The following is a 21,812-nucleotide window of genomic DNA, read 5'->3' on the forward strand; positions in this document are numbered from 1 at the left end:
GGGCCGATTTTGAGTTGATGATCTGTTAATTTGGCTATGTTAACACGAATGAAATGTTACGACAGTGGCAAGTTGCTCTGTGATGGCGTTATCCCGAGCAAGAGATTCAATCTAGTGGAGAGTCAAGGAGCTTGCTAGCCGAGTGTGCCGAGTACTCTGTGTTTAAACTCGCAGCCAGTTGCGAGCACTTGCTCACGACAAAGGTCGATATCTACTCCGTCTAATCCTTCAATCGCTGAGACTTGCACTCGCTCAATATAGTGGGGTGCGAGGGCGATAAAGGCATTTACTGCGGCGTAAGAGTCTGCAAGTTTAGGTCGGCAATGTTGGTTATAGGCCGCCTCATTATCGGCATTGAGTGAGATAGATAAGCCATCAACACACTCAGCCAGTTCGGGCAGGATGTTACGTCGATGCACAAGATTGCCCAATCCATCGGTATTGACCCTAACTCGACCGCCACGACGTTTAATTTCCTTGGCGACGGCAAGCAGCGTTGGAAGATTCATGGTCGGCTCGCCATAGCCACAAAACACATATTCCTCAAAGTCTTCCACATTGCCTAATAGCGGGATAATTTCCTCCGGTTTGGGCTGGTGGGTTAGTGCCAATTGATATTCATGGATTTGCTTGCTGCCATTGTGTTTCGGACAAAAGATACAACGCAGAGTACAGCGGCCAGTGATGTTGAGATAACGGCTTTTACGAATGTCGTAGACCAAGGTTTCGGTTGCGCAGGTCTCATTGGTACAGACTTCTGCGGTAGTATGGCCATTGGCTAAGGTCTCAGTGGCGATGAGCGGTTCAGGTTTGGCTCTAGCAGTGTGTGAGTTTGGCATACAACGACTTTATTTGGGTCTAAGCGATAACTTAAGGTGAGTGTAACCAATGCCCACAGGGATAACTGCCACTTAGATCGCACTACGCGTTTTAGGATGGGGCACTGCAAAAGCAAAAGAGAGCCTAAGCTCTCTTTTTATGGGATTTACATAGATTACAGACGATAACTAATCCCGCTTATAGTCTGACTCATGTATGACATCCAAGGAGATACTGTGGCTCTCGTTGATATGCAATGGAGTATCCTGTGTTTTTTTCGGACGCCACCACCAATGGTAGAAGCGGCTACCAACGCGCTTAGCATCATCAAGTATGATATACAGAAGTGGCACTAGGATTAAGGTCACCACAGTCGAGAATAGAATACCGAAGGCGAGTGAGGTCGCCATGGGGATCACTATCTGCGCCTGTAAGCTGCGCTCAAGAATAATAGGTACTAGACCGACAAAGGTGGTCAATGAGGTCAAGATTATCGCCCTAAAACGATAACATCCTGAATCGACCGCTGCTTGCCTCACCGATTGACCTTGTTCACGAGCTCGGTTAACAAAGTCAACTAAGATCAGCGAATCGTTCACCACGACCCCTGCAAGTGCAACGATACCACAAAGACTCAACACACTCATGGCAAGTCCTTGGATCAAATGCCCAAACAGGGCGCCGATAATCCCAAAAGGGATCACTGACATAATGATCAGTGGCTGGCTGTAGGATTTAAGCGGCACAGCCATCAAGGCATAGATGGTAAACAGTGCAAAGAAGAAACCTTGTATCAATCCGACCATGGCATTCTGTTCATCCAAACTGCCACCATCGAGAGCCGTTTGAATCTTAGGATATTTTGCCTGAAGTTGCGGCAAGTAATCTTTCTGGATTTCATTAACGACTTTAGAAGGTTCAACCTTGTTTTTATTCGCGTTAGCGTTAATGGTTATTGCTCGTTTACCATCGACACGGGTAATAGACGCATAAGATTCACCCTTTTCGACTTCAGCAACGGTGGAGAAAGGTACCGACTTACCTTGCGGCGTTCGGATCAACATATTCTCCAGATAGCCAACGGTACGGCGCTGTTCTAAGGGATAGCGAACCATGACTTTGATTTCTTCTTTATTACGTAAAATACGCTGTGCTTCATAACCGTAGAAGCCGTAACGGACTTGGCGTGCTAAATCGGATAAGGTTAAACCTAATGCTTCCGCCTCGGGGCGGATTTTTAAACGGATCTCATGGCTGCCCGAGGAAAAGTTATCGGCGATATCATACACTCCCTCGTAGGTCGCTAGCTTTTGCTTAAGTTCGCGAGCCGCAGCTGATAATTCTTCTAAATCGCTTGAGGTTAATCTAAAAGAAATATCGCCACCACCGCCACCACCGTTACCTCTGGCGTTAAAGTCGAGTTTCTTGACTGACAATAACTCCGGCAATTGTTCACGCCACTCGGTAGCAATGGTTTCACCGTCGACATTCCGATCTTCACCCTTAGTCAGTTCGGCAAAAATAAAGGCAGAGGTGCGTGAGCTCATGTTGATAAAGCTGTGCTTCACCACTTCGCTGCCGTTATCTTTCTCCATTTTTGCGTTCATTTTGTACAGGGCTTCTTCAATCTCCTGTACCACCTTGAGGGTGTTTTGTTCTGAGCTTCCCTCATCCATTTCTAATTGAACTTGGATAAAGTCGGAAGGAATATCAGGGAAGAACACCCAGCGCACTTTCCCGCTTGCCACTAAAGCGACAGACAAAATCAGCACACCTATAAAGGCCGCGACAACGTTGTAGCGATGTTGGATACAGCGCTCGAGGAAATTGCGGTAACTGTGGTGAATAAAGTGTTGAACACGATTGTTAAATTTTTCTTTAAAGCGCCCAAAGAAACCCGTAGGTTCCCCTGGTTTTTTAAACTTCATATGGGCCAAATGTGCTGGGAGAATAAATTTAGATTCAACCAGTGAAAATGCCAGACACATGATGACGATCATGCCGATGGATTTCCAAATAATTCCCATCGGACCTGAGACCATTAGCATAGGGATAAAGGCGGCTATGGTGGTTAATACCCCAAAGGTGGCGGGCATGGCGACCTTTTGCGCCCCACGGATCACATTGTCAATCGAATGTCCGTGGCGTTCGACCTCACTGTAAGCGCTTTCCCCAATAACAATTGCGTCATCGACCACTATCCCCAAGACCAAAATAAAGGCAAACAGTGTCAGCATGTTGATGGTCATGGAGAAAGGTTCAAGCGGCATGATCAGCATTGTACCGAGGAAGCACACGGGGATGCCCATCATCACCCAGAAAGCGAGTTTAAGATCGAGGAACAACGCCAAAATCACAAACACTAACAGTGCGCCATAAAACATGTTCGACATCATCATGTTTAAACGGCCCTTGAGGTAGTGAGTTAAGTCGCCCCAAGTATCCAATTGAGCATTCGCAGGTAGGGTTGCACGACGTTTCTCGACGTAGTCTTTTACCTGCTGAGCAATATCGAGGGCATTTTGATCGTTGACGCTGGTGACTTCGATAATCGCGGCGGGTTTGCCGTTAAAACGGGTGTACTCTAGACGCTCTTCAAAATCGTCCTTAATGGTGGCAACTTGCGGTAACATCACCCGGCTACCGTCGGCACGGGTAGTGACAACGATATTGGCAAAATCATCGCCCGTATAGGCTTGACCTTTAGTGCGCAGCAGAATGTCGCCATCTTCGGCGCGTATCGAGCCGCCAGGTAAGTCGATGGAGGAGTTTTGTACCGCCGTTGCGACTTGTGAGAAAGTTAAGCCGTATTCCCGCAGCTTATCTTCCGAGACTTCGATACCGATTTCATAGTCGCGAACTCCCGTGACTTTAGCACGGGTTACGGCGGGGAGCTGGGTCAAATCATCACGCACCGATTTGGCTAGCTCCTTCATATCGTGCAGTGACATATCTCCGTACACCGACACCCAAATCACGTTGTTTTCGGGCTCGATTTTAAAGATTTGTGGTTTTTCGATGTTCACCGGGAAGGTGGAAATCGCATCCAGTCGTAACTTGGCTTCATCGAGTACGATTTGGACGTCGTAGTCGTCTTCCACTTCTACCGTGATTGAACCAACACCTTCACTGGCAACCGAGGTGACTTTTTTAATGCCGTTGATATCTTGAATGGCTTCTTCAATCTTGATGTTGATGCCTTCTTCGATTTCCTGTGGCGCAGCACCTGGGTAAGCAACGGTAATACTCAATAAATTCAGGTTGAAAGAGGGAAATACCTCTTTATTGATCAGCACTGTGCTAAACATCCCGCCAATCAGCAGTGCCCACATTAACAGGTTCGCTGCCACGCTATTGCGGGCAAACCAAGCTAAGATCCCTTTTTGCGTATCCATTATTTTACTCCAGTGGCCGCAAGACTCGACTCAGGAGCATCTTCCTTAGGCGTCTGCACTGGTTTTGTTTCTTCGCCTATCACTTTGACTAATTGGCCATTGGCCATGTTATTAAAGTGAGTGATAGCAACCCGCTCACCGGTTTTTAAGCTGTCCTTGATAAATACGTTTTCAAGATCGCTACGCACGACATTCACATGGCGCATTTCGACGATATTGTTATTGTTAATCAAGGCGACATGCTCATTGCGTACCACATGGCGAGGCAGTTTGACTATACCATCGACGGTGCGGCCCTTAATCACGGCGTTGACAAAACTGCCGTATTTCAGTGGTAAACTGCCTTGGGTTTTGTGCTCTCGCAGGTAAGGATCTTTTATCTCGGCGACGAGGTAAACCATGCGGTTATCGGCATCAATCACCCCTTCGCTGCGGATGATATTGCCTATCCAGGTATTTTCCTTGCCTGCCAATGAGGCGCTTAAGGTGACTTGGGTATCGGGATTATCGACGGATTCCAAATAGGCCAAATCATCGTTAGAGATAGGTAGGCGAATTTCTGCAATGCGGGTGTCATACAGTTCACCAAGATTTGTACCTAGGGTAACGTATTGTCCTAAGTCGACATTTCTTGCCTTGATAATGCCATCAAAGGGCGCACGAATAACGGTACGTTCTAAGTTACGCTGGGCGCGAGCTAAAGCCGCCTGCGCATATTTAACGTTAGCTTGTTCTTTTTTCAATTGAGGGATGCGCAAACCGAGTTCAGGCGGCAATCCTTTGTCGTAACCCTTAAACTCAATTTTGGCAACTTCGCCGCGGGCGATTTCCTCATTGAGTGCTGCGGTTGCTTGAGCCAATGTCGCTTCGGCTTGCATTAAGTCGGCTTCGTAATCTGAAGGTTCGATCTGGGCAAGTTGGTCGCCTTTTTTCACTATGCCACCGGCAACAAATTGAGGTGAAATCGTCAGCATCCGCCCTTGGACTTCAGTCACCAGTTGCGTTTTATATTTGGGCGTGACAACACCGTAGGAGGGTAAGTTAAGCGAAACCGTTTGTTGCTCAACCTGGGTGACATCCACTATCGGGATCGGCATTTCTTCGGGTTTCTGCTCAGGTGTCTCCTTGGTTTTCATCAGCAAACCAGCGCCAACAATAAAGAGCAGTAAGATAAAAAAAGGAGATAATCTCCTTAGTAAGGTTTTGATCATATGATTGTTACATCCGTGCTAAATCGCTTAATGCGCCTAAAGTATCAGAGTCAGGCTGCGCAATAAATTTATTTTTGTAAATAAAATGTGTCTAAAGATGATGCTATCGAGTTTGTGTCCTGTTACCGCGTCGGTTTAGTTTGCTGAGGATACAATTGCGTAGGAGTAGAGTGTTTTTTGTCATATGGGGTTCCACCCCGTACAAAAATATTTGCTAGGTCAATGAGCATAAAAAAAGCCGCAATTTTGCGGCTTTTAGGCGGAAGTAAGTATCAGCTTATTCCAAGGTTAGAAAACCTAGGACTGTTTTTTGCGGGCAATTTTGCTAGCTTTTTTTGCCGCTTCTTTTTTGCTGGTTTTTTTCGCCGCTTCTTTGGCTTTTACTTTTGCCTTTTTCTTGGATGGAACTCGCGCCTCTTTGTGCTTAGGACGTAATTCCTCAATGATTCGGCGTTTAAGGGGTTGCTCAATATAACGCTCAATCTTACCAACGATGCGCATATCATGGGCTTCAGCCAGAGAAATTGCCGTACCTTTGGCACCCGCGCGGCCAGTACGACCAATACGGTGGATGTAGGTATCGGCTGAACGTGGCATATCGAAGTTAATCACGTGGGTGATATCATCAATATCGATACCGCGGGCAGCCACATCGGTCGCCAGCAATACATTCACTTCGCCCTTAGTAAAACGACTTAAAGCTTGGAAACGTTTCTTCTGTTCCATATCTCCGCGCATAAAAGCACAAGGGATGCCGGCTTGGAGTAACTGACCGTCGAGGCTAGAGACCACATCGCGAGTCTTCACGAATACGATGGCGCGTTTTACTTCTTCCTGTTTTAACAAGTGGCAAAGCAGGGCAAATTTATGGTCTTTATCATCGGCGAGATGGATCCATTGGTGGATCTTGGCTTTCTCTTTGCGCGGTGCATCAACATCGATTTCGATAGGATCATTAAGCACTTCGCGGGCAAAGCGGATAACACCACTGCCTTCAAGGGTGGCTGAAAACAGCATATTCTGCTTGCGGCCTTGGGCTTCGAGTGCGATGGCTTTAACCACGGCAGAGAATCCCATATCGAGCATACGGTCAGCTTCATCGATGATCAGTATGTCGACGGATTCTGCGCTGAATTTACCTTTATCTAAATATTCCATCAGGCGACCCGGTGTCGCGACCAGAATATCGATATTGCCCTTTAGCGCTTCTTCTTGAGGTGCATAGGGCACTCCACCCGTGATAATGGCAATATTTAGCCCTTGGTCTGTGGCTAAATGGCAGGCATAGCGGTGAATTTGGCTCGCCAATTCACGGGTTGGGGTAAGAATTAATACACGGGCTTGACCCGAGTAACGACGCGGGAAGTCGATTAAATGTTGTAGCGCGGGTAATAAGAAACTGGCGGTTTTACCTGTACCCGTCGGGGCGCGCGCCAAAATATCCCGTTGCTCTAAAGCATGCGGCAACGTTTCTTGTTGGATTGTGGTGGGCGTATTGTGCCCCATGGCTTTAAGTGACTCTAATAAGCTAGGGTCAAGCTGGAAATCTTCAAATTGCATGCGCAGCGTCTCGACGAATAATAGCCCAGCATTATAAAGCTTATGCCTGTTAACTTAAATAACTTAATCCCAATGGCTTCGCTTTTCGGTGATGGGGTTGATAGAAAGGCCTCTTTTACTCTAAACCCAACAGATAAATTCGCAGTGATAACGTGATTTGTCGCATTTTGAGGCAGACAATTGGTAAAACTTGTATAAGATAAAAGTGATTTTTGTAACAAATGTCTGGCGTTTATTCAGAGTGTTGGATGGATTGTATCCGCGTGGTTTGGCGTTTAAGCAATAAATCGATGCCATTTATAGACCATACTCATCATTTTATGGCCCCTAAGCGTTAGCCCTACTTGAATTGGCAAAATATTTCGGCGTGATTCTATTTATCTAATATGGGCTTGAATATTATGATTTTTAATTGGTTATCATCTTTTTTTACTTCATCTCAAGATAGCCTGTTACTCAATGTTTATTACGACCCTTTATTGGTCGCTATTTCTATTTTTATTGCTATTTTTTCTGCCTTTATGGCGTTTCAAGTTGCGACACAAGCTGCACAAACCCAATCTAAATCGCGACAGCAAATCATGTTATTCACAGGGAGTCTTGTCCTCGGTGGGGGCGTGTGGTCAATGCATTTTATTGGCATGCTGGCCTTTAATTTATGCACTCCAGTTTCTTATCAGTTTGGTCTTACTGCCTTATCGGTGTTACCCAGTATTGCGGCCTCGTGGGTGGCGCTTAGCCTACTATCTCAACCACGTATTCGGTTTCCCCAAGTATTGATTGGCGGTGTTTTAGTGGGTGTAGGTATTGGGGTAATGCATTATGTTGGGATGGCTGCCATGGATATGGCGCCATTATTGCGTTACGACCCTCTAATATTTGCTCTGTCGATTATCGTTGCGGTGATTTTAGCCATTATTGCACTTTGGGTTCGTACCGGACTGAATCAGTTTATCTCATCCAGCATGAGCACTATTACGAGTAATTTTATTGCCAGTATCGTGATGGGATTGGCGATTGCTGGTATGCATTACACGGGTATGGCGGCGGCGCGTTTTGTTAAACCCGCTGGACTAGAGCTTAGCGAACAAACGTCTGAAATTTCGTTTTATCTTGCGCTCGGGGTATCGATTATTACCGTCGTCATTATCTGCTTAGTGCTGATTGTGAATGTGATCTTTAAATATAAAGATCTGTCTTTACTCGCTAAATCAAACGAAGATCGAATGCTGGCTATGATGGATACCGCAGTGGATGGCATTATCACCATCGATGGTCAAGGTATTATCGTTAGCGTAAACCAAGCAGTGACGCGTATCTTGGGGTGGCCCTCGACAGAGTTACTTGGTAGCAATGTCAAAAAAATTGTGCCTGCCTCCATTCGCCCCCAGCATGATAGTTATATCGCTCAATATGTTAAAACCCGTGATGCACAGATTATTGGTACGGGACGAGAGGTGCTGGCGCAGAATAAAAATGGCCATTTAGTGCCCGTCCGCCTCGGTATTGGGCATATGATGCAAGGCAAATCCCATTACTTTGTCGGTTTTATTTCCGATCTCAGCCAGCGAAATGAGATGGAGCAAGAGCTGAAAAATAATGAAGCCAAGCTGAGATCGTTGATCAGTAATATCCCCGGGGTTGCCTATCGCTGTATGAATACTCAAGGCTGGCCCATGGTTTACATCAGCGATGCGGTATTTAATATCACGGGATACCCGGCTTCAGACTTTGAGCTTCCTAACGCTAAACGTTTATTCTCTTCGCTTTATTATCCCGATGATGTCGATACTATTTACGCACAAGCACAGCCACCAACCTTTTCGATGGAATACCGTATTATCCGTGCCGATGGTGAGGTGCGTTGGCTGTTTGAGCATGGAAATTATATTTTTGATGAGCAAAATCCAGACGGGTGGATTGATGGTTTTATCATGGATATTACTGAACGTAAGGTAATGGAGCAGGATCTGGTGGCCGCGAAGAATAATGCGGAACAAGCTGCCGCCGCTCGCTCAGCCTTCTTGGCCAATATGAGCCATGAGATCCGTACCCCAATGAATGCCATCATAGGTTTTAGCGATATTTTGTTAGAGTCATCCTTGGATTATGAGCAACAAAAGCAATTATCAACCATTAATCGTTCGGCCAAATCATTATTGCATTTACTCAATGATGTTTTAGACAGTGCCAAACTCGACAAAGGCAAGCTGGAACTTGAAACCCGCGTTTTTTCTTTAACGGCTGAAATCGATACTGTTATCTCAACCTTGTGGTTGCAGGCCCAAAAGCAGCATTTATTACTGGAAGTGGATATCGCGCCAACGATGGGAACCCACTTTATGGGGTCGCCTGAGCGGATACGCCAAGTGCTGCTCAACTTAATAGGTAATGCTGTTAAATTCACCGCAGAAGGAAAAGTGACCGTAAAAGTTTTCTCTCCGTTAGACAATCAAGTGACATTTGAAGTTATCGATACTGGGATTGGCATGTCGCCAGAGCAGCTTGAGCGAGTGTTTGATGCCTTTTCCCAGGCGGATGCCTCTATGAGCCGTAAATACGGTGGTACTGGCTTAGGTACTACTATCAGCAAACAATTAGTAGAGTTAATGGGCGGGCATATTGAGGTTGAAAGCCGCTTAGGTTTGGGCAGTACCTTCCGATTTACAATTCCTCTCATTCAAAGTGTTGAAGACTTAACTCTACCGAGTTATGACAAGGTGTCACTGCCTCCATTAACAATACTGGTAGTTGATGATATTCAACAAAATATTGATCTGCTTTCAGTATATTTAACTCGACATGGGCATCGAGTGATTACTGCCCGTGATGGTGAGCAGGCTCTATTACGAATGCAAAGGCATGATATTGATATCACCTTAATAGACTTACAGATGCCAGTAATGGATGGCTTAACCGCAGCAAGGCGTAGACGCCAACAGGAGCTTGAATCCGGGTTAACCTACATGCCGATGATTGCGTTAACAGCGAGTGTGCTTGAGCAGGATAAACTCGAGACACAACAAGTAGGAATGGATGGTTTTGCTAATAAACCCATTGATTTTTATTTATTAAATGTCGAAATCGCCCGCGTATTAAACCTTGAACTGTCCACACAGTCATTCAATAAAAATGAGCCCGATCTCAATACCATCATCGATGAGCAAAGAGGGATACAACTCTGGGGAAGTAAAGCAAAGTTTATCCAAGAATTAGAAAAGTTTATCGCTCAATGGCCCGAAAAGTCTCGGCAGCTTGAGCAGGCAATTAACCAATCGGATCGGGATGCGATTGTCCAGCAAGGTCATGGATTAAAAGGCATTTCTGGCAATTTAGGCTTATTCCGATGCATGGCCTTGTTTGCGGCATTAGAGCAAATGGCTGACTCAGAGCCACAGGTTTTAGTGGCTAGACAGCAGTTATTCAATGAACTTGAATCAACCATAGTGCAGATCACTCGTTATGTGCAGCAACTCGCTCACTATAAAGACGTGCAGATATCTAATCCTCAGACTGATCCAAACCAAGCTTTACCGCATATTGATGCTTTAATTGCGGCAGTACAACACCACTCCTTTGAAGAAGCTGATTTAACCGCCATTGAAAATCTATCGGTCCATCAACCCATGGTAAACACCATTGTTGATGCCCTCGATAATTTTGATTTTGATATTGCCCATACTGAATTAGTTAAGTTGCGGCTTGTCATTAGCTCAAATAAGGAATAGCTATGCAGATTGCGACTGACGATAAGAAGACCTTATTACTGGTAGACGATGAGCCAGTTAATTTGCGGGTTTTGAAACAAATATTGCATCAAGACTATCGTTTGATTTTTGCTAAAAGTGGTGAAGAAGCATTGCATCTTGCCAAGGTTGAGCTGCCGGCTTTAATTTTACTCGACATCATGATGCCTGATATGACGGGTTTAGAAGTATGCCAAGCACTTAAAAGCATGCCTGAAACCCTGCCGATTCCAGTGATCTTTGTGACTGCGCTTAACGACGAGCATGATGAGGCGGCAGGTTTTGACGTAGGTGGTGTTGATTACATAGTCAAACCTGTGTCACCAACCATAGTTAAGGCTCGCGTTAAAACCCATCTCTCCCTTGTGCAGGCAGATGAATTACGTCGAACACGTCTGCAAGTTATTCAACGCTTAGGTCGCGCCGCCGAATATAAGGACAACGAAACCGGCACCCATGTAATGCGCATGAGCCACTATGCTCAAATCTTGGCGTTGGCCTATGGTCTTAGTGAGGCACAGGCGGATGACTTATTACATGCAGCACCTATGCATGATATTGGTAAGATTGGTATTCCCGATAGCATTATGCTTAAGCCTGCTAAACTTACCAAAGACGAGTTTGCTATTATGAAAACTCACCCCCATATCGGTGCTGAAATTATCGGTGAAGCCGATTCTGAGTTGTTACGGTTAGCAAAATCAGTGGCACTTACCCATCACGAAAAATGGGATGGTACGGGTTATCCAAATGGCCTAAAGGGAAAAGACATCCCGCTTGAGGGGCGCATCGTTGCCCTTGCGGATGTGTTTGATGCGCTCACTAGCAAACGTCCTTACAAAGAAGCTTGGTCGATTGCAGAAACGATGGCGTATCTTCATGAACAGAGTGGCTCCCATTTTGACCCTGAATTAGTGCAGTTATTTACCGAAAATTTAGATAAAGTGATTGAAATTAAAAATAAATGGATAGATAAGTAGCCATTGGTTTATCAGGCGTCTAACTAGCATGCCTATAGCTTAAGATAGAAATCCTTTGTCAGTTCGACCATTTGATTCGTGTAACTTCCCTCTAATCCACGGATGGTGAATACGGTTTGCAGGCACTGGCTCCCCTGTGTTTTAGTCAATAACAGCAAAACGCGATTGGCGGCTTTATTCTCCACACTTTTAACCTGTACCTCTTGCCTGAGATAAAGTGCGAACTGATTTAGGCAGACTTTAAAGCGTATAAGACTTTGAACCGGCAATATAAGGCTTGCAGAACCCTCAGGTGATAAGCATTGGGAGATTGCTTTTAGCAATGGCTCAAATCCTAAGGTATCGGTATGGCGCGCCATCGCTCTATGCTGGTCGTTCGCCTTGGGGCCATGTTCGAAATAAGGCGGGTTGCAGATGATATGATCAAAATATCCGTAATACTGAGTTTGCTGGCAAAAGTCTTGAATATCGCTATGGATAATACTGAGCCTGTCCGCCCAAGGACTTTGCACCATATTGAATTGGCATGCGGCGGCGGCTTTTTCCTCAAGCTCCACCGCGGTGATCTGCCCAAGGCTTCGCTGCGCTGCCATTAAACTTAATAATCCACTTCCGGCCCCTATATCTAGAATGTGTTTTGCCTGAGCAAGCGGTGCCCATGCGCCTAATATCACGCCGTCGGTGCTAACGGGCATGCCACAATTAAGATCATCAATGTGGAATTGTTTAAAGGTAAAAGCCATGAAAACTCATTTATCCGATGAATAAGGGAATGCGATTTAACATCGTGGCTATTTTAAAGGGCGAGTTGTGCTTTCGCTAAGATTTTTATGGTTATGAGTCGGGCGCATTGATGTTTAAAGATTCGTCCTGAAACGCCAACATACCCTAATCGCTCTATTCTTCCAATGAGATCGCGTTTTTGTATTTTTGTGCTGTTTTGAGTCTAAGTTCACTTAATTGGCGGTTTAATTTATTACCTTGGTAACTCATTGTTAGCAGTTAATTAGCATTGGAACGCTTTTTTCGATAAAAACTATCTTACCTGTTGTATTGATTTTTGAATTCTGATATTAGTTTCGCCCCCATTTTTAATCAATTTTATGATTAACGGATAGGTGAACGGGTTTTTAGGTGAATAAATCGGCAATGAAGCCAATTTTTAGTTCATTTTTGTTTATAAACTCAGCAGATATCGCACATATTTACCACGGAATTGTGTAAACATAGATTTGCACTCCGGATGGGCTTTGTTTTAGCTATGGCTAATCGACACATAATCACTTAAGTTTATTAAAAACAATAAGACAAGATGGGGCTTTCCGTGCAAGACAATCAGATGAGTATTGGGGATACATTAGGCTTAGGTTTTATGACCTTCGCGTTTTTTTTGGGGGCGGGTAACTTAATTTTTCCTCCCTTTGCGGGGATGTTAGCTGGGGAGAACATGCTCCTTGCGATGCTAGGGTTTCTCATCACTGCCGTAGGTTTACCTTTGGTCGGGCTCATTGCTGTTGCTAAGGCTCAAGGTAAGGTTATGGCGATGTTGCCTGTGTTTGCGGCAACGGCATTAGCCATTGCGATTTATATCATCATCGGGCCTGCATTTGCAGCGCCGCGTACCGGTCTAGTGGCCTATGAAATCGGTGCTAAGCCCTTTATTGATAACACCACAGCAACCATTATGCTTGGCAGTTTATCGCTTAATCTGTCGCAACTAATTTATACCTTGTGCTTCTTTACTGTGACTATGCTGCTGGCATTGTTCCCCGGGAAATTACTCGACAGCGTCGGTAAAGTATTAACCCCTATCCTATTGTTATTACTAGTAGGTTTAGCCTTGTCTGTGGTGTTTTTACCCGCTTCTGATGTTGGCGCGGCCGTAGGTGATTACAAGAACCATCCACTGACTAAAGGTATCCTTGAAGGCTATAACACCATGGATACTCTGGCATCTTTGATGTTCGGTATGTTGATTATCGATCTGCTGCGTAAAAAGGGCATCGAGCAGCCTAGCGCCCAGACTAAGTACCTTATTCGCGCCGCCTTTATTGCCGCAGCGGGTCTTGCCTTTGTTTATGTGTCATTGTTCTTTTTAGGTGCCACGGCGGGTGATATTGCCGCAGGTGCTAAAAATGGCGGTGAAATTTTAACTAACTATGTGACCCGTGAGTTTGGCAATTTAGGCACTGTGTTGTTATCGGCAGTGGTAACGCTAGCCTGTTTAACTACGGCGGTGGGATTAGTGAGTGCATGCTCTGAGTTTTTCAATGAGCTAATGCCAAAGCTGTCTTATCGTTTTCTGGTGATTATATTAAGCGCTATCTGTGCTGTGATTGCGAACGTTGGGCTGTCACAACTGATTAATATCAGTATTCCGGTATTAATGACGGTTTACCCTGTGGCTATTGCACTGGTCGCGGTAACCTTTTTAACTGAATATTTCCCTCGTCCGCAGTTTGCTCACCGTGCGACCCTGTCTGTGGCACTCCTGTTTGGTATCTTTGACGGTATGAAGGTTGCCGCAAAAAGCCTCACGGGTGAAGACGGTAAAGGCGTGACTGAAGCGGCGCAAAGCTTTATCGATCTGGTCAGTGGTATGTCTCCCTCCCTGTCTCTCCTACCGCTGTATGAAGAGGGAATGGCGTGGTTATTGCCAACCTTAGTGGTCATTGTGCTGTGTTTAATGATTCGCGGTGGCGGTGCAAAAGCAGTCACTGCCGCCTAAATAAAGGCGACTGCCAGTCGCGGAGAAATTAAGTTAATATCAGCGGCGTATCTACCATACGCCGTTTTTTATGGAGTTTTCGTGGCTAAAACCTATCAGTGTGATCCGCTTATTGATGCATTTCTTGATGATCTTTGGTCTAGTAAGGGCTTAAGTGACAATACCTTGAGTGCCTATCGCACCGATTTACGCCATTTTGATCGCTATCTGCAAAGCCAAGGATTGGGGTTGTGTGATGTGGGGCAAGCTGATGTTCGTGCTTACTTAGCTTATCGGGTCGAGCAACAATTTGCCCGCACTAGTAGTGCACGTTTGCTGAGTAGTTTACGGCGTTTTTACACCTATTTATTGCAGACCAAACAGATTGCAGGCGATCCCATGGCACTGATTGAATCGCCTAAGTTAAGTCGGCATTTGCCTGATTCTCTAAGCGAGTCACAGGTTGATAGGCTACTGGCTGAGCCTAATGTGGACGACCCCGTTGAATGCCGTGATAAAGCCATGCTGGAGTTGTTATATGCCACCGGACTGCGGGTGAGTGAGCTGGTGGGATTAACCATGGAGCAGATGAGCCTGCGCCAAGGCTTAGTGCGGATTGTGGGTAAGGGCGGTAAAGAGCGTTTAGTGCCAATGGGTGAGGTAGCAATAGCCGCCGTAGAACATTATTTAACTTCAGCGCGGCATGAACTCTTAGGCTATGTTCAATCTGACGTGGTGTTCCCTTCAAAGCGCTCGCAGATGATGACGCGGCAAACCTTTTGGCATCGTATTAAGCTCTATGCGAGCCGAGCTGGAATTGAAACTGAATTGTCACCCCATACCTTGCGTCATGCCTTCGCCACCCATTTACTAAACCATGGCGCCGATCTTAGGGTTGTGCAATTACTTTTAGGCCACAGTGACTTATCGACAACTCAAATCTATACCCATGTCGCCCGAGCGAGATTACAAGAGTTACATCAGCAGCATCATCCACGGGGATAGGCTTTGTGGATCACAAAACCGTGAATGGTTGAATTTAGTTACAGTATAAATTTGCATTCTATTTGGCTTGTCTGTAACTTTTTGCCCCCATACAGGGTCTATTAACCTGACCCATATGTCGCAGTAGCGATTTACTTAATAGGAAGTCCCCATGAAGTTGACCCGAGCATTATCTTTAGTTTTCGCGCTTGTTGTTGCGCCTCTGGCCAGCGCCGCAACGGCGACCACTCCAGACACTGCTGCGATTAAGCAAAAACTCAGTGAAATGTTAGATGTTGAAGTGATTTCAATGCAGGATTCGCCCATCGAAGGTTTATATCAAGCGATGACTAATCGCGGCGTGCTCTATATCAGCCGTGATGGTTCAAAAATGTTCCACGGTAATTTATACGATCTTGATAAAGGGATGAAAAACCTGACAGAAGCGGCACTTGCAGGCCCACGTTTGGCGATGATGAAGCCGCTTGAAGATCACATGTTGGTGTATAAAGCGAAAGATGAAAAACACGTTGTAACTGTGTTTACCGATGTGAGCTGTGGTTATTGCCGCAAGTTACATAGCCAAATGGCCGAGTATAATAAGTTGGGTATTACCGTGCGTTACTTAGCCTTCCCACGTGCGGGTGTGCCATCTGCGAATGCCGATGAAATGCAGGCCATTTGGTGTGCTAAGGATCCATTAAAAGCCATGACAGAAGCCAAGGCGGGTAAAAAAGTCTCTGCCGCGACCTGTGATGCTAAAATCGCCGAACAATATGAATTAGGTACCAGCTTTGGTGTTAACGGCACGCCTGCAATCGTATTGGAAGACGGTAATATGATCCCAGGATATCAACCACCTGCGGATTTATTACGTACTTTAGAAGCGCGCCAATAGTCGCAATTCGGCTAAACTTATCCCATTAAAGGTGAGCCTAAAGCTCACCTTTTTGTTATCTTAGCCCCATGATTGTTTAAGAGTTTGTTCCCTTGATCCATAAAATAATCCGTCGTCCAACCGTTGATGATAGCCATTTACCCGCTCACCTTCCGCCGTTGTTAAGACAGCTCTATGCTCGCCGTGGAGTCATGTCCGCCGAATGCGAACTGGTACTTAAGGGCTTGTTAAGGCCCGATACCATGAAGGGCTTGGATCACGCCGCCAAGTTGATTGCAGATGCGATGCAGCTTGATAAGTCGATTCTGATCGTTGGCGATTTTGATGCCGATGGCGCCACTTCGACAAGTGTGTGTATCCTCGCGCTACGAATGATGGGCGCGAGTAAAGTCGATTATCTGATCCCCAATCGCTTTGACTACGGTTATGGCCTGAGTCCTGAGATTGTCGCCGTGGCGGCAACCAAACAGGCAGAATTACTTATTACTGTTGATAACGGTATTTCCTCCATTGAAGGCGTTGCTGCCGCCAAGGCCTTTGGCATGCAGGTGGTGATCACCGACCATCACTTACCCGGCCATGAGTTACCGGCGGCCGATGCCATAGTGAATCCCAATCAGCCCGGTTGTCAGTTTGCCAGTAAATCCATCGCTGGCGTCGGGGTCGCATTTTATCTGATGACGGCGCTTAGGGCTGAGCTGCGCGCTCGTTACTGGTATCAAGCCCGCGGTATTGCCGAGCCTAACCTTGGCACTCTGCTGGATATTGTTGCCCTTGGCACTGTGGCCGATGTGGTATCGCTCGATGCCAACAATCGTATTCTGGTCGAGGCGGGATTGCAGCGGGTACGCAGTGGCCGTTGCCGCGTGGGCATTACTGCTCTACTTGAAGTCGCAAAACGTAATCCAGCTCGGATTGTTGCCTCGGACTTTGGTTTTGCGGTAGGCCCAAGGCTTAATGCCGCCGGCAGGCTGGATGAAATGGCGCTAGGGGTCGAAACCCTACTGTGCGAAGACATTATGCATGCAAGGCGGATGGCGGCAGAGCTCGATAGCCTCAACCAAGAGCGACGTGAGCTTGAGGTGGGGATGCAGCAAGAGGCGCTGAAAAGTCTTGAATATCTAAAGCTTAATGAAGAACAGCTCCCATGGGGTATCGCCCTTTTTCAAGAGGATTGGCACCAAGGGGTTATCGGTATTCTTGCCTCGCGAATTAAAGATAAATACCACAGACCCGTTATCGCCTTTGCCGACGCGGGTAATGGCGAAATTAAAGGTTCGGCGCGCTCCATCAAAGGTTTGCATATGCGCGATCTGCTTGAGTTAGTTAACTCCCGCCATCCAGGGCTTATCAGCAAATTTGGCGGCCATGCAATGGCGGCAGGTTTAACCTTAAAGTCCGGTGGCTTTGCAACCTTTGCCAAAGCCTATGATAATGCGGTGCGTGAACAATTAAAGCCTGAGCAGCTGACGGGGGAACTATGGTCCGATGGCGAGTTAACCCCAACCGAGTTAACGCTTGAAATTGCCCAGTTACTGCGTAATGCGGGGCCTTGGGGCCAGTCCTTCGAGGAGCCATTATTCGATGGTTATTTTAAGATTATCCAGCAGCGAATAGTGGGAGAACGCCACCTTAAATTAGTGCTTGAAACCCCATGTAGTACCCTGATGTTAGATGCGATTGCCTTTAATGTGGATTTACACACTTGGCCCGATGCGACGATTCAACATGCGCGCATTGTCTATAAGCTCGATGTGAACGAATATCGAGGTAATTTCACCCTACAGTTGATGGTTGAGCAAATTGAGCCGATGTGATCCGCGCTGATAGCGGGCAAATAAAGGTGAAAAGGAATTTTAGATTGAAGTCACTATCAGACAAAAAGATTCGCCAGTTACTTAAGCGTTTTGCTTGGATATATGCGGTTTGCCTTTGTATTCCCTGGATTTCGGCGGTTTTGACTACGAAGGCTCAGGGGCAAACCTTGATTATTGGCACTTGGCCCGCGGCCTCATTATTTTATTTTCTTGCTTATCGCCACTTGGCTAACTCTTTTCGATTTGAGATCAATCGCCATCTTGCTTTTAGCTATCACGGTGGAGGCTCCTTTGCTGGAGCCATGTATTCATTAGCAAAAGTAGTGTTGCTGGGCATGGTGTTGATGATATTTATGAGTGCAAAACATACCTAGATTAAACGGTATTTAACGCTATATTGGAGCGACAAATGGAATATCGAGTCAGCAGTGAGCTATCGGAAATGGATTTTGATGTTATCCATGGTTTTATTTCCAACAGTTATTGGGCGCAGGGCATGCCTGCTGCTCTGCTGCAAAAGGCGCTTAGCAACAGTTTATGTTTTGGAGTATTTGATAAAGATAATCAGCAGCTTGCCTTTGCGCGACTGATTACCGATAAAGCCACCTTTGCCTACCTTGCCGATGTGTTTGTCCTCGAATCCCACCGCGGCTTAGGTTTAAGTAAGATGATGATGGCAGCAATTATGGAACATCCTGATCTGCAAGGATTAAGGCGCATAATGCTCGCCACCCGCGATGCCCATGGACTTTATGCGCAATTTAGTTTCAAAGCGGTCGATGCACCAGAAACCCTAATGCAAATTCGGTTTGAGAACCCATACCTAGATTTATCCAGTAAATAGGCATGGTACTCAATAGATGATTTCCTAGGGCATGTGACGAAGTGGAATGTCCATTTGATAAGTATGGGTGAATCAAGGTGAAAGGATTAAGAGCTTTTATAAGGGTTGCTTATTTATCATTCTTATATGTCATTTACCTGACTTTAGGGGGCATTCTGTTTGCGCTGCTTCGAACTGTGATGAGTGAGTTTGGAAATTTCACTGAGTTCGTTCATATTTTTCTCACTATGACTATCGTAATAGTGATTCCTTTTTGCTTATTCGGTTTGGTTTTAGACTTCTTTAGAATCAGAGCGTATTGCGTTTTGGTTCGGAGGTTAAAGATGAAATACAGTTATTTCTTATCTCTGGACACTAAAGAGCAAGAAGCATTAGCGCGTTCTTTGTGAAGAGTGCCATTTCTCGAAGGCAACAAAAGCCAGCATCAGCTGGCTTTTTAGTAAGGGGATTAATCGTTAACGATTAAGCCGCTTTAGTCGCTGTGGTCTCGGTACTGTCATCGCTATGGCGAATTAAGTAATCAAATGCACCCAGTGAGGCATTGGCACCGCTACCCATGGCGATGATGATTTGCTTGTAAGGTGAGTTAGTCACGTCACCTGCGGCAAATACGCCTGGTACTGAGGTTTGGCCACGCTCATCGACGATGATTTCGCCGCGAGGAGTCAAATCTACTGTGCCTTTTAACCACTCGGCATTGGGCACTAAACCGATTTGGACGAAGATACCCGCCAGCGCGATATGATGGCTTTCACCCGTTGCACGGTCGGTGTAGTTCAGGCCATTAACACGGGTACCATCACCAGTCACTTCAGTGGTCATCGCCTGAGTAATAATATGAATATTACCCATAGAGGCCGCTTTACGTTGCAGCACATCATCGGCGCGCAGTTTGCTATCGAACTCGAGTACTGTGACATGCTCAACGATGTTGGCTAAGTCGATTGCCGCTTCGATACCTGAGTTACCGCCACCGATCACTGCAACGCGTTTGCCTTTAAATAATGGGCCGTCACAGTGTGGGCAGTAAGCCACACCTTTACCACGGTATTCTTTCTCACCGGGGACGTTCATTTCGCGCCAGCGAGCACCGGTTGCCAGTAGTATGGTACGGCTGCGCAGTGTAGCGCCACTTGCTAACTCGAGTTCGAATAAACCATCGCTCGCCAGTTTAACGGCTTTTTGGTTATCCATGATATCGACTTCATAGTCACGCACATGGGCTTCAAGGTTAGCCACCAGTTTTGGACCTTCAGTCGCTTTAACCGAAATAAAGTTTTCGATACCAACGGTTTCGGCGACTTGACCACCGAATTTGTCGGCAACAATACCTGTACGCAGGCCTTTACGGGCGGCATAAATCGCTGCCGCAGCACCAGCGGGGCCACCACCGACGACTAAGACTTCGTATGGGGCTTTTTGGCTAAGTTCTTCCGCTTTACGGCTTGCCGCGCCAGTATCGAGTTTATTTAAAATCTCACCAATGCTGATACGACCCGCGGCAAACACTTCGCCGTTTAAGTACACAGAAGGTACGGCCATAATGTTACGGTTCGCCACTTCATCTTGGAACAGGGCGCCGTCGATCATCACGTTGGTGATGTTCGGGTTGATCGCGGCCATCATATTCAGCGCCTGAATCACATCAGGGCAGTTTTGGCAGGTGAGTGACACATAGGTTTCAAACTCATATTTGCCGGGCAGATTACGGATCTGCTCAATGATGTCGTCGCTGAGTTTGATTGGGTGTCCACCCGTGTGCAGCAGGGCTAACACGAGTGAAGTAAATTCGTGACCCATAGGCAGACCAGCAAAGCTAATCTGAGTATTGAGTTCTGGGTTTACCACTGTCATCGCTGGCGTGCGTTGGCCTTGAGCTTCTTTAAGGCTCACGAACGTTGAAAGGCTAACGATGTCATTGGCTAAGCTTTTTAATTCTTGAGACTTCTTGCTTTCATCTGCTGACACGACAAGTTCAACTGGTCTCTTGAGGTTTTGCAGATAGGTTTGCAGTTGATTTTTTAAATTCGCATCTAACATGATGACTCCAAATCAGCGTAAAAATTGAAAAATATTGAAAAACGCGAGGGGTGCCAATCTGACTCATGCAGGGGGGAGTCAGATTGGCGGGGTTGACCTTTAGGCGAGATTAGATTTTGCCAACGAGGTCTAAAGATGGTGCTAGGGTTTCGTCACCTGGTTGCCATTTAGCTGGGCAAACTTCACCATCGTGAGTCGCAACGTATTGAGCCGCTTGGATCTTACGAACCAGTTCTTGAGCGCTACGGCCGATACCTAAGTCATGGATTTCAGCAACTTTCACTTGGCCTTCTGGGTTGATAACGAAAGTACCACGGAGTGCTAAACCTTCTTCTTCGATCATCACACCGAAGTTACGGCTGATCACGCCAGTAGGGTCTGCCAGCATTGGGAAGTTGATCTTCTTAATAGTGTCAGAAGTATCGTGCCATGCTTTGTGAGTGAAGTGAGTGTCAGTAGAAACTGAGTAAACTTCAACGCCCATAGATTGTAACTTAGCGTAGTGATCCGCCATGTCGCCTAATTCAGTTGGGCAAACGAAAGTGAAGTCTGCTGGATAGAAGAATACAACTGACCATTTACCTAACAGATCTTGTTCTGTTACAGGCACGAACTCACCATTGTGGTAAGCAGTGGCTTTGAATGGTTTGATGGTGCTGTTGATAATTGATTGAGTCATTTTATGCTTCCATTTAGTTGATTATGGTGAATTTAGTGACGGGCATTTGCTTGTTCCCCCGTCGATGAGAAGCATATTACTGACCTAACGACGATAAATATAACGGATAAAAACTATCATCCTAATCGATTT

The 21,812-nt window shown here is 46.1% G+C and carries 15 protein-coding genes; 8 read left to right on the forward strand and 7 right to left on the reverse strand.

Annotated features, from left to right (window positions below; translation table 11 throughout):
• Positions 1-134: 134 nt before the first annotated feature.
• The 4 genes from HG547_RS06720 to srmB form a co-directional block, all read right to left on the reverse strand.
• Positions 135-839, reverse strand: a complete 705-nt coding sequence (locus tag HG547_RS06720; protein WP_099456938.1) for a TatD family nuclease-associated radical SAM protein — start codon at positions 837-839, stop codon at positions 135-137.
• A 168-nt stretch (positions 840-1,007) separates the two neighbouring features.
• A complete protein-coding gene (locus HG547_RS06725) occupies positions 1,008-4,214 on the reverse strand; it encodes an efflux RND transporter permease subunit (RefSeq protein WP_169547388.1) in 3,207 nt (1,068 codons plus the stop codon).
• Positions 4,214-5,425, reverse strand: coding sequence for an efflux RND transporter periplasmic adaptor subunit (locus HG547_RS06730; protein ID WP_037414704.1), 1,212 nt, complete (start codon positions 5,423-5,425; stop codon positions 4,214-4,216). The genes HG547_RS06725 and HG547_RS06730 overlap by 1 nt, the downstream gene beginning before the upstream one ends.
• Positions 5,426-5,722: 297 nt before the next feature.
• On the reverse strand, positions 5,723-6,985 hold the full coding sequence (gene srmB / locus HG547_RS06735; RefSeq protein WP_169547389.1) for an ATP-dependent RNA helicase SrmB: 1,263 nt from the start codon (positions 6,983-6,985) through the stop codon (positions 5,723-5,725).
• Positions 6,986-7,386: 401 nt separating this feature from the next.
• On the opposite strand from srmB, the gene HG547_RS06740 reads away from it, so the two are divergent.
• Together HG547_RS06740 and HG547_RS06745 are read left to right on the forward strand one after the other, a co-directional pair.
• Positions 7,387-10,713 carry an MHYT domain-containing protein gene (locus HG547_RS06740; RefSeq protein ID WP_248278710.1) on the forward strand — a complete coding sequence of 1,109 codons (3,327 nt, stop codon included), beginning with the start codon at positions 7,387-7,389 and terminating at the stop codon, positions 10,711-10,713.
• Between the two features lie 2 nt (positions 10,714-10,715).
• Positions 10,716-11,711 (forward strand): two-component system response regulator, encoded by a 996-nt coding sequence (locus tag HG547_RS06745; protein ID WP_047535039.1) that lies wholly within the window; start codon positions 10,716-10,718, stop codon positions 11,709-11,711.
• Between the two features lie 32 nt (positions 11,712-11,743).
• Here the strand turns inward: HG547_RS06745 and HG547_RS06750 are convergent, their stop codons facing one another.
• Complete coding sequence (locus HG547_RS06750; RefSeq protein ID WP_169547391.1) at positions 11,744-12,454, reverse strand: methyltransferase; 711 nt, start codon at positions 12,452-12,454, stop codon at positions 11,744-11,746.
• Between the two features lie 569 nt (positions 12,455-13,023).
• Here HG547_RS06750 and brnQ point away from each other — a divergent pair.
• The 6 genes from brnQ (at position 13,024) to HG547_RS06780 (ending at position 18,961) form a co-directional block, all read left to right on the forward strand.
• Complete coding sequence (gene brnQ / locus HG547_RS06755) at positions 13,024-14,439, forward strand: branched-chain amino acid transport system II carrier protein (protein ID WP_169547392.1); 1,416 nt, start codon at positions 13,024-13,026, stop codon at positions 14,437-14,439.
• An 81-nt stretch (positions 14,440-14,520) separates the two neighbouring features.
• Positions 14,521-15,423, forward strand: coding sequence for a site-specific tyrosine recombinase XerD (gene xerD / locus HG547_RS06760; RefSeq protein WP_169547393.1), 903 nt, complete (start codon positions 14,521-14,523; stop codon positions 15,421-15,423).
• 151 nt (positions 15,424-15,574) lie between these two features.
• Complete coding sequence (gene dsbC, locus HG547_RS06765; RefSeq protein WP_037414691.1) at positions 15,575-16,300, forward strand: bifunctional protein-disulfide isomerase/oxidoreductase DsbC; 726 nt, start codon at positions 15,575-15,577, stop codon at positions 16,298-16,300.
• 92 nt (positions 16,301-16,392) lie between these two features.
• A complete protein-coding gene (gene recJ, locus HG547_RS06770; protein ID WP_169547394.1) occupies positions 16,393-18,117 on the forward strand; it encodes a single-stranded-DNA-specific exonuclease RecJ in 1,725 nt (574 codons plus the stop codon).
• On the forward strand, positions 18,114-18,491 hold the full coding sequence (locus HG547_RS06775) for a hypothetical protein (protein WP_348981358.1): 378 nt from the start codon (positions 18,114-18,116) through the stop codon (positions 18,489-18,491). Before recJ ends, HG547_RS06775 begins: the two co-directional genes overlap by 4 nt.
• Positions 18,492-18,526: 35 nt before the next feature.
• Positions 18,527-18,961, forward strand: coding sequence for a GNAT family N-acetyltransferase (locus HG547_RS06780; protein ID WP_169547395.1), 435 nt, complete (start codon positions 18,527-18,529; stop codon positions 18,959-18,961).
• Positions 18,962-19,423: 462 nt separating this feature from the next.
• On the opposite strand, the gene ahpF is transcribed toward HG547_RS06780, so the two are convergent.
• Positions 19,424-21,001 (reverse strand): alkyl hydroperoxide reductase subunit F, encoded by a 1,578-nt coding sequence (gene ahpF, locus HG547_RS06785; protein ID WP_169547396.1) that lies wholly within the window; start codon positions 20,999-21,001, stop codon positions 19,424-19,426.
• A gap of 109 nt (positions 21,002-21,110) precedes the next feature.
• Positions 21,111-21,680, reverse strand: a complete 570-nt coding sequence (gene ahpC, locus HG547_RS06790; protein WP_011621596.1) for an alkyl hydroperoxide reductase subunit C — start codon at positions 21,678-21,680, stop codon at positions 21,111-21,113.
• Between the last annotated feature and the right edge of the window lie 132 nt (positions 21,681-21,812).

Source organism: Shewanella sp. DNRA4 (assembly GCF_012843185.1).
Classification (GTDB): Bacteria; Pseudomonadota; Gammaproteobacteria; order Enterobacterales; family Shewanellaceae; genus Shewanella; species Shewanella xiamenensis.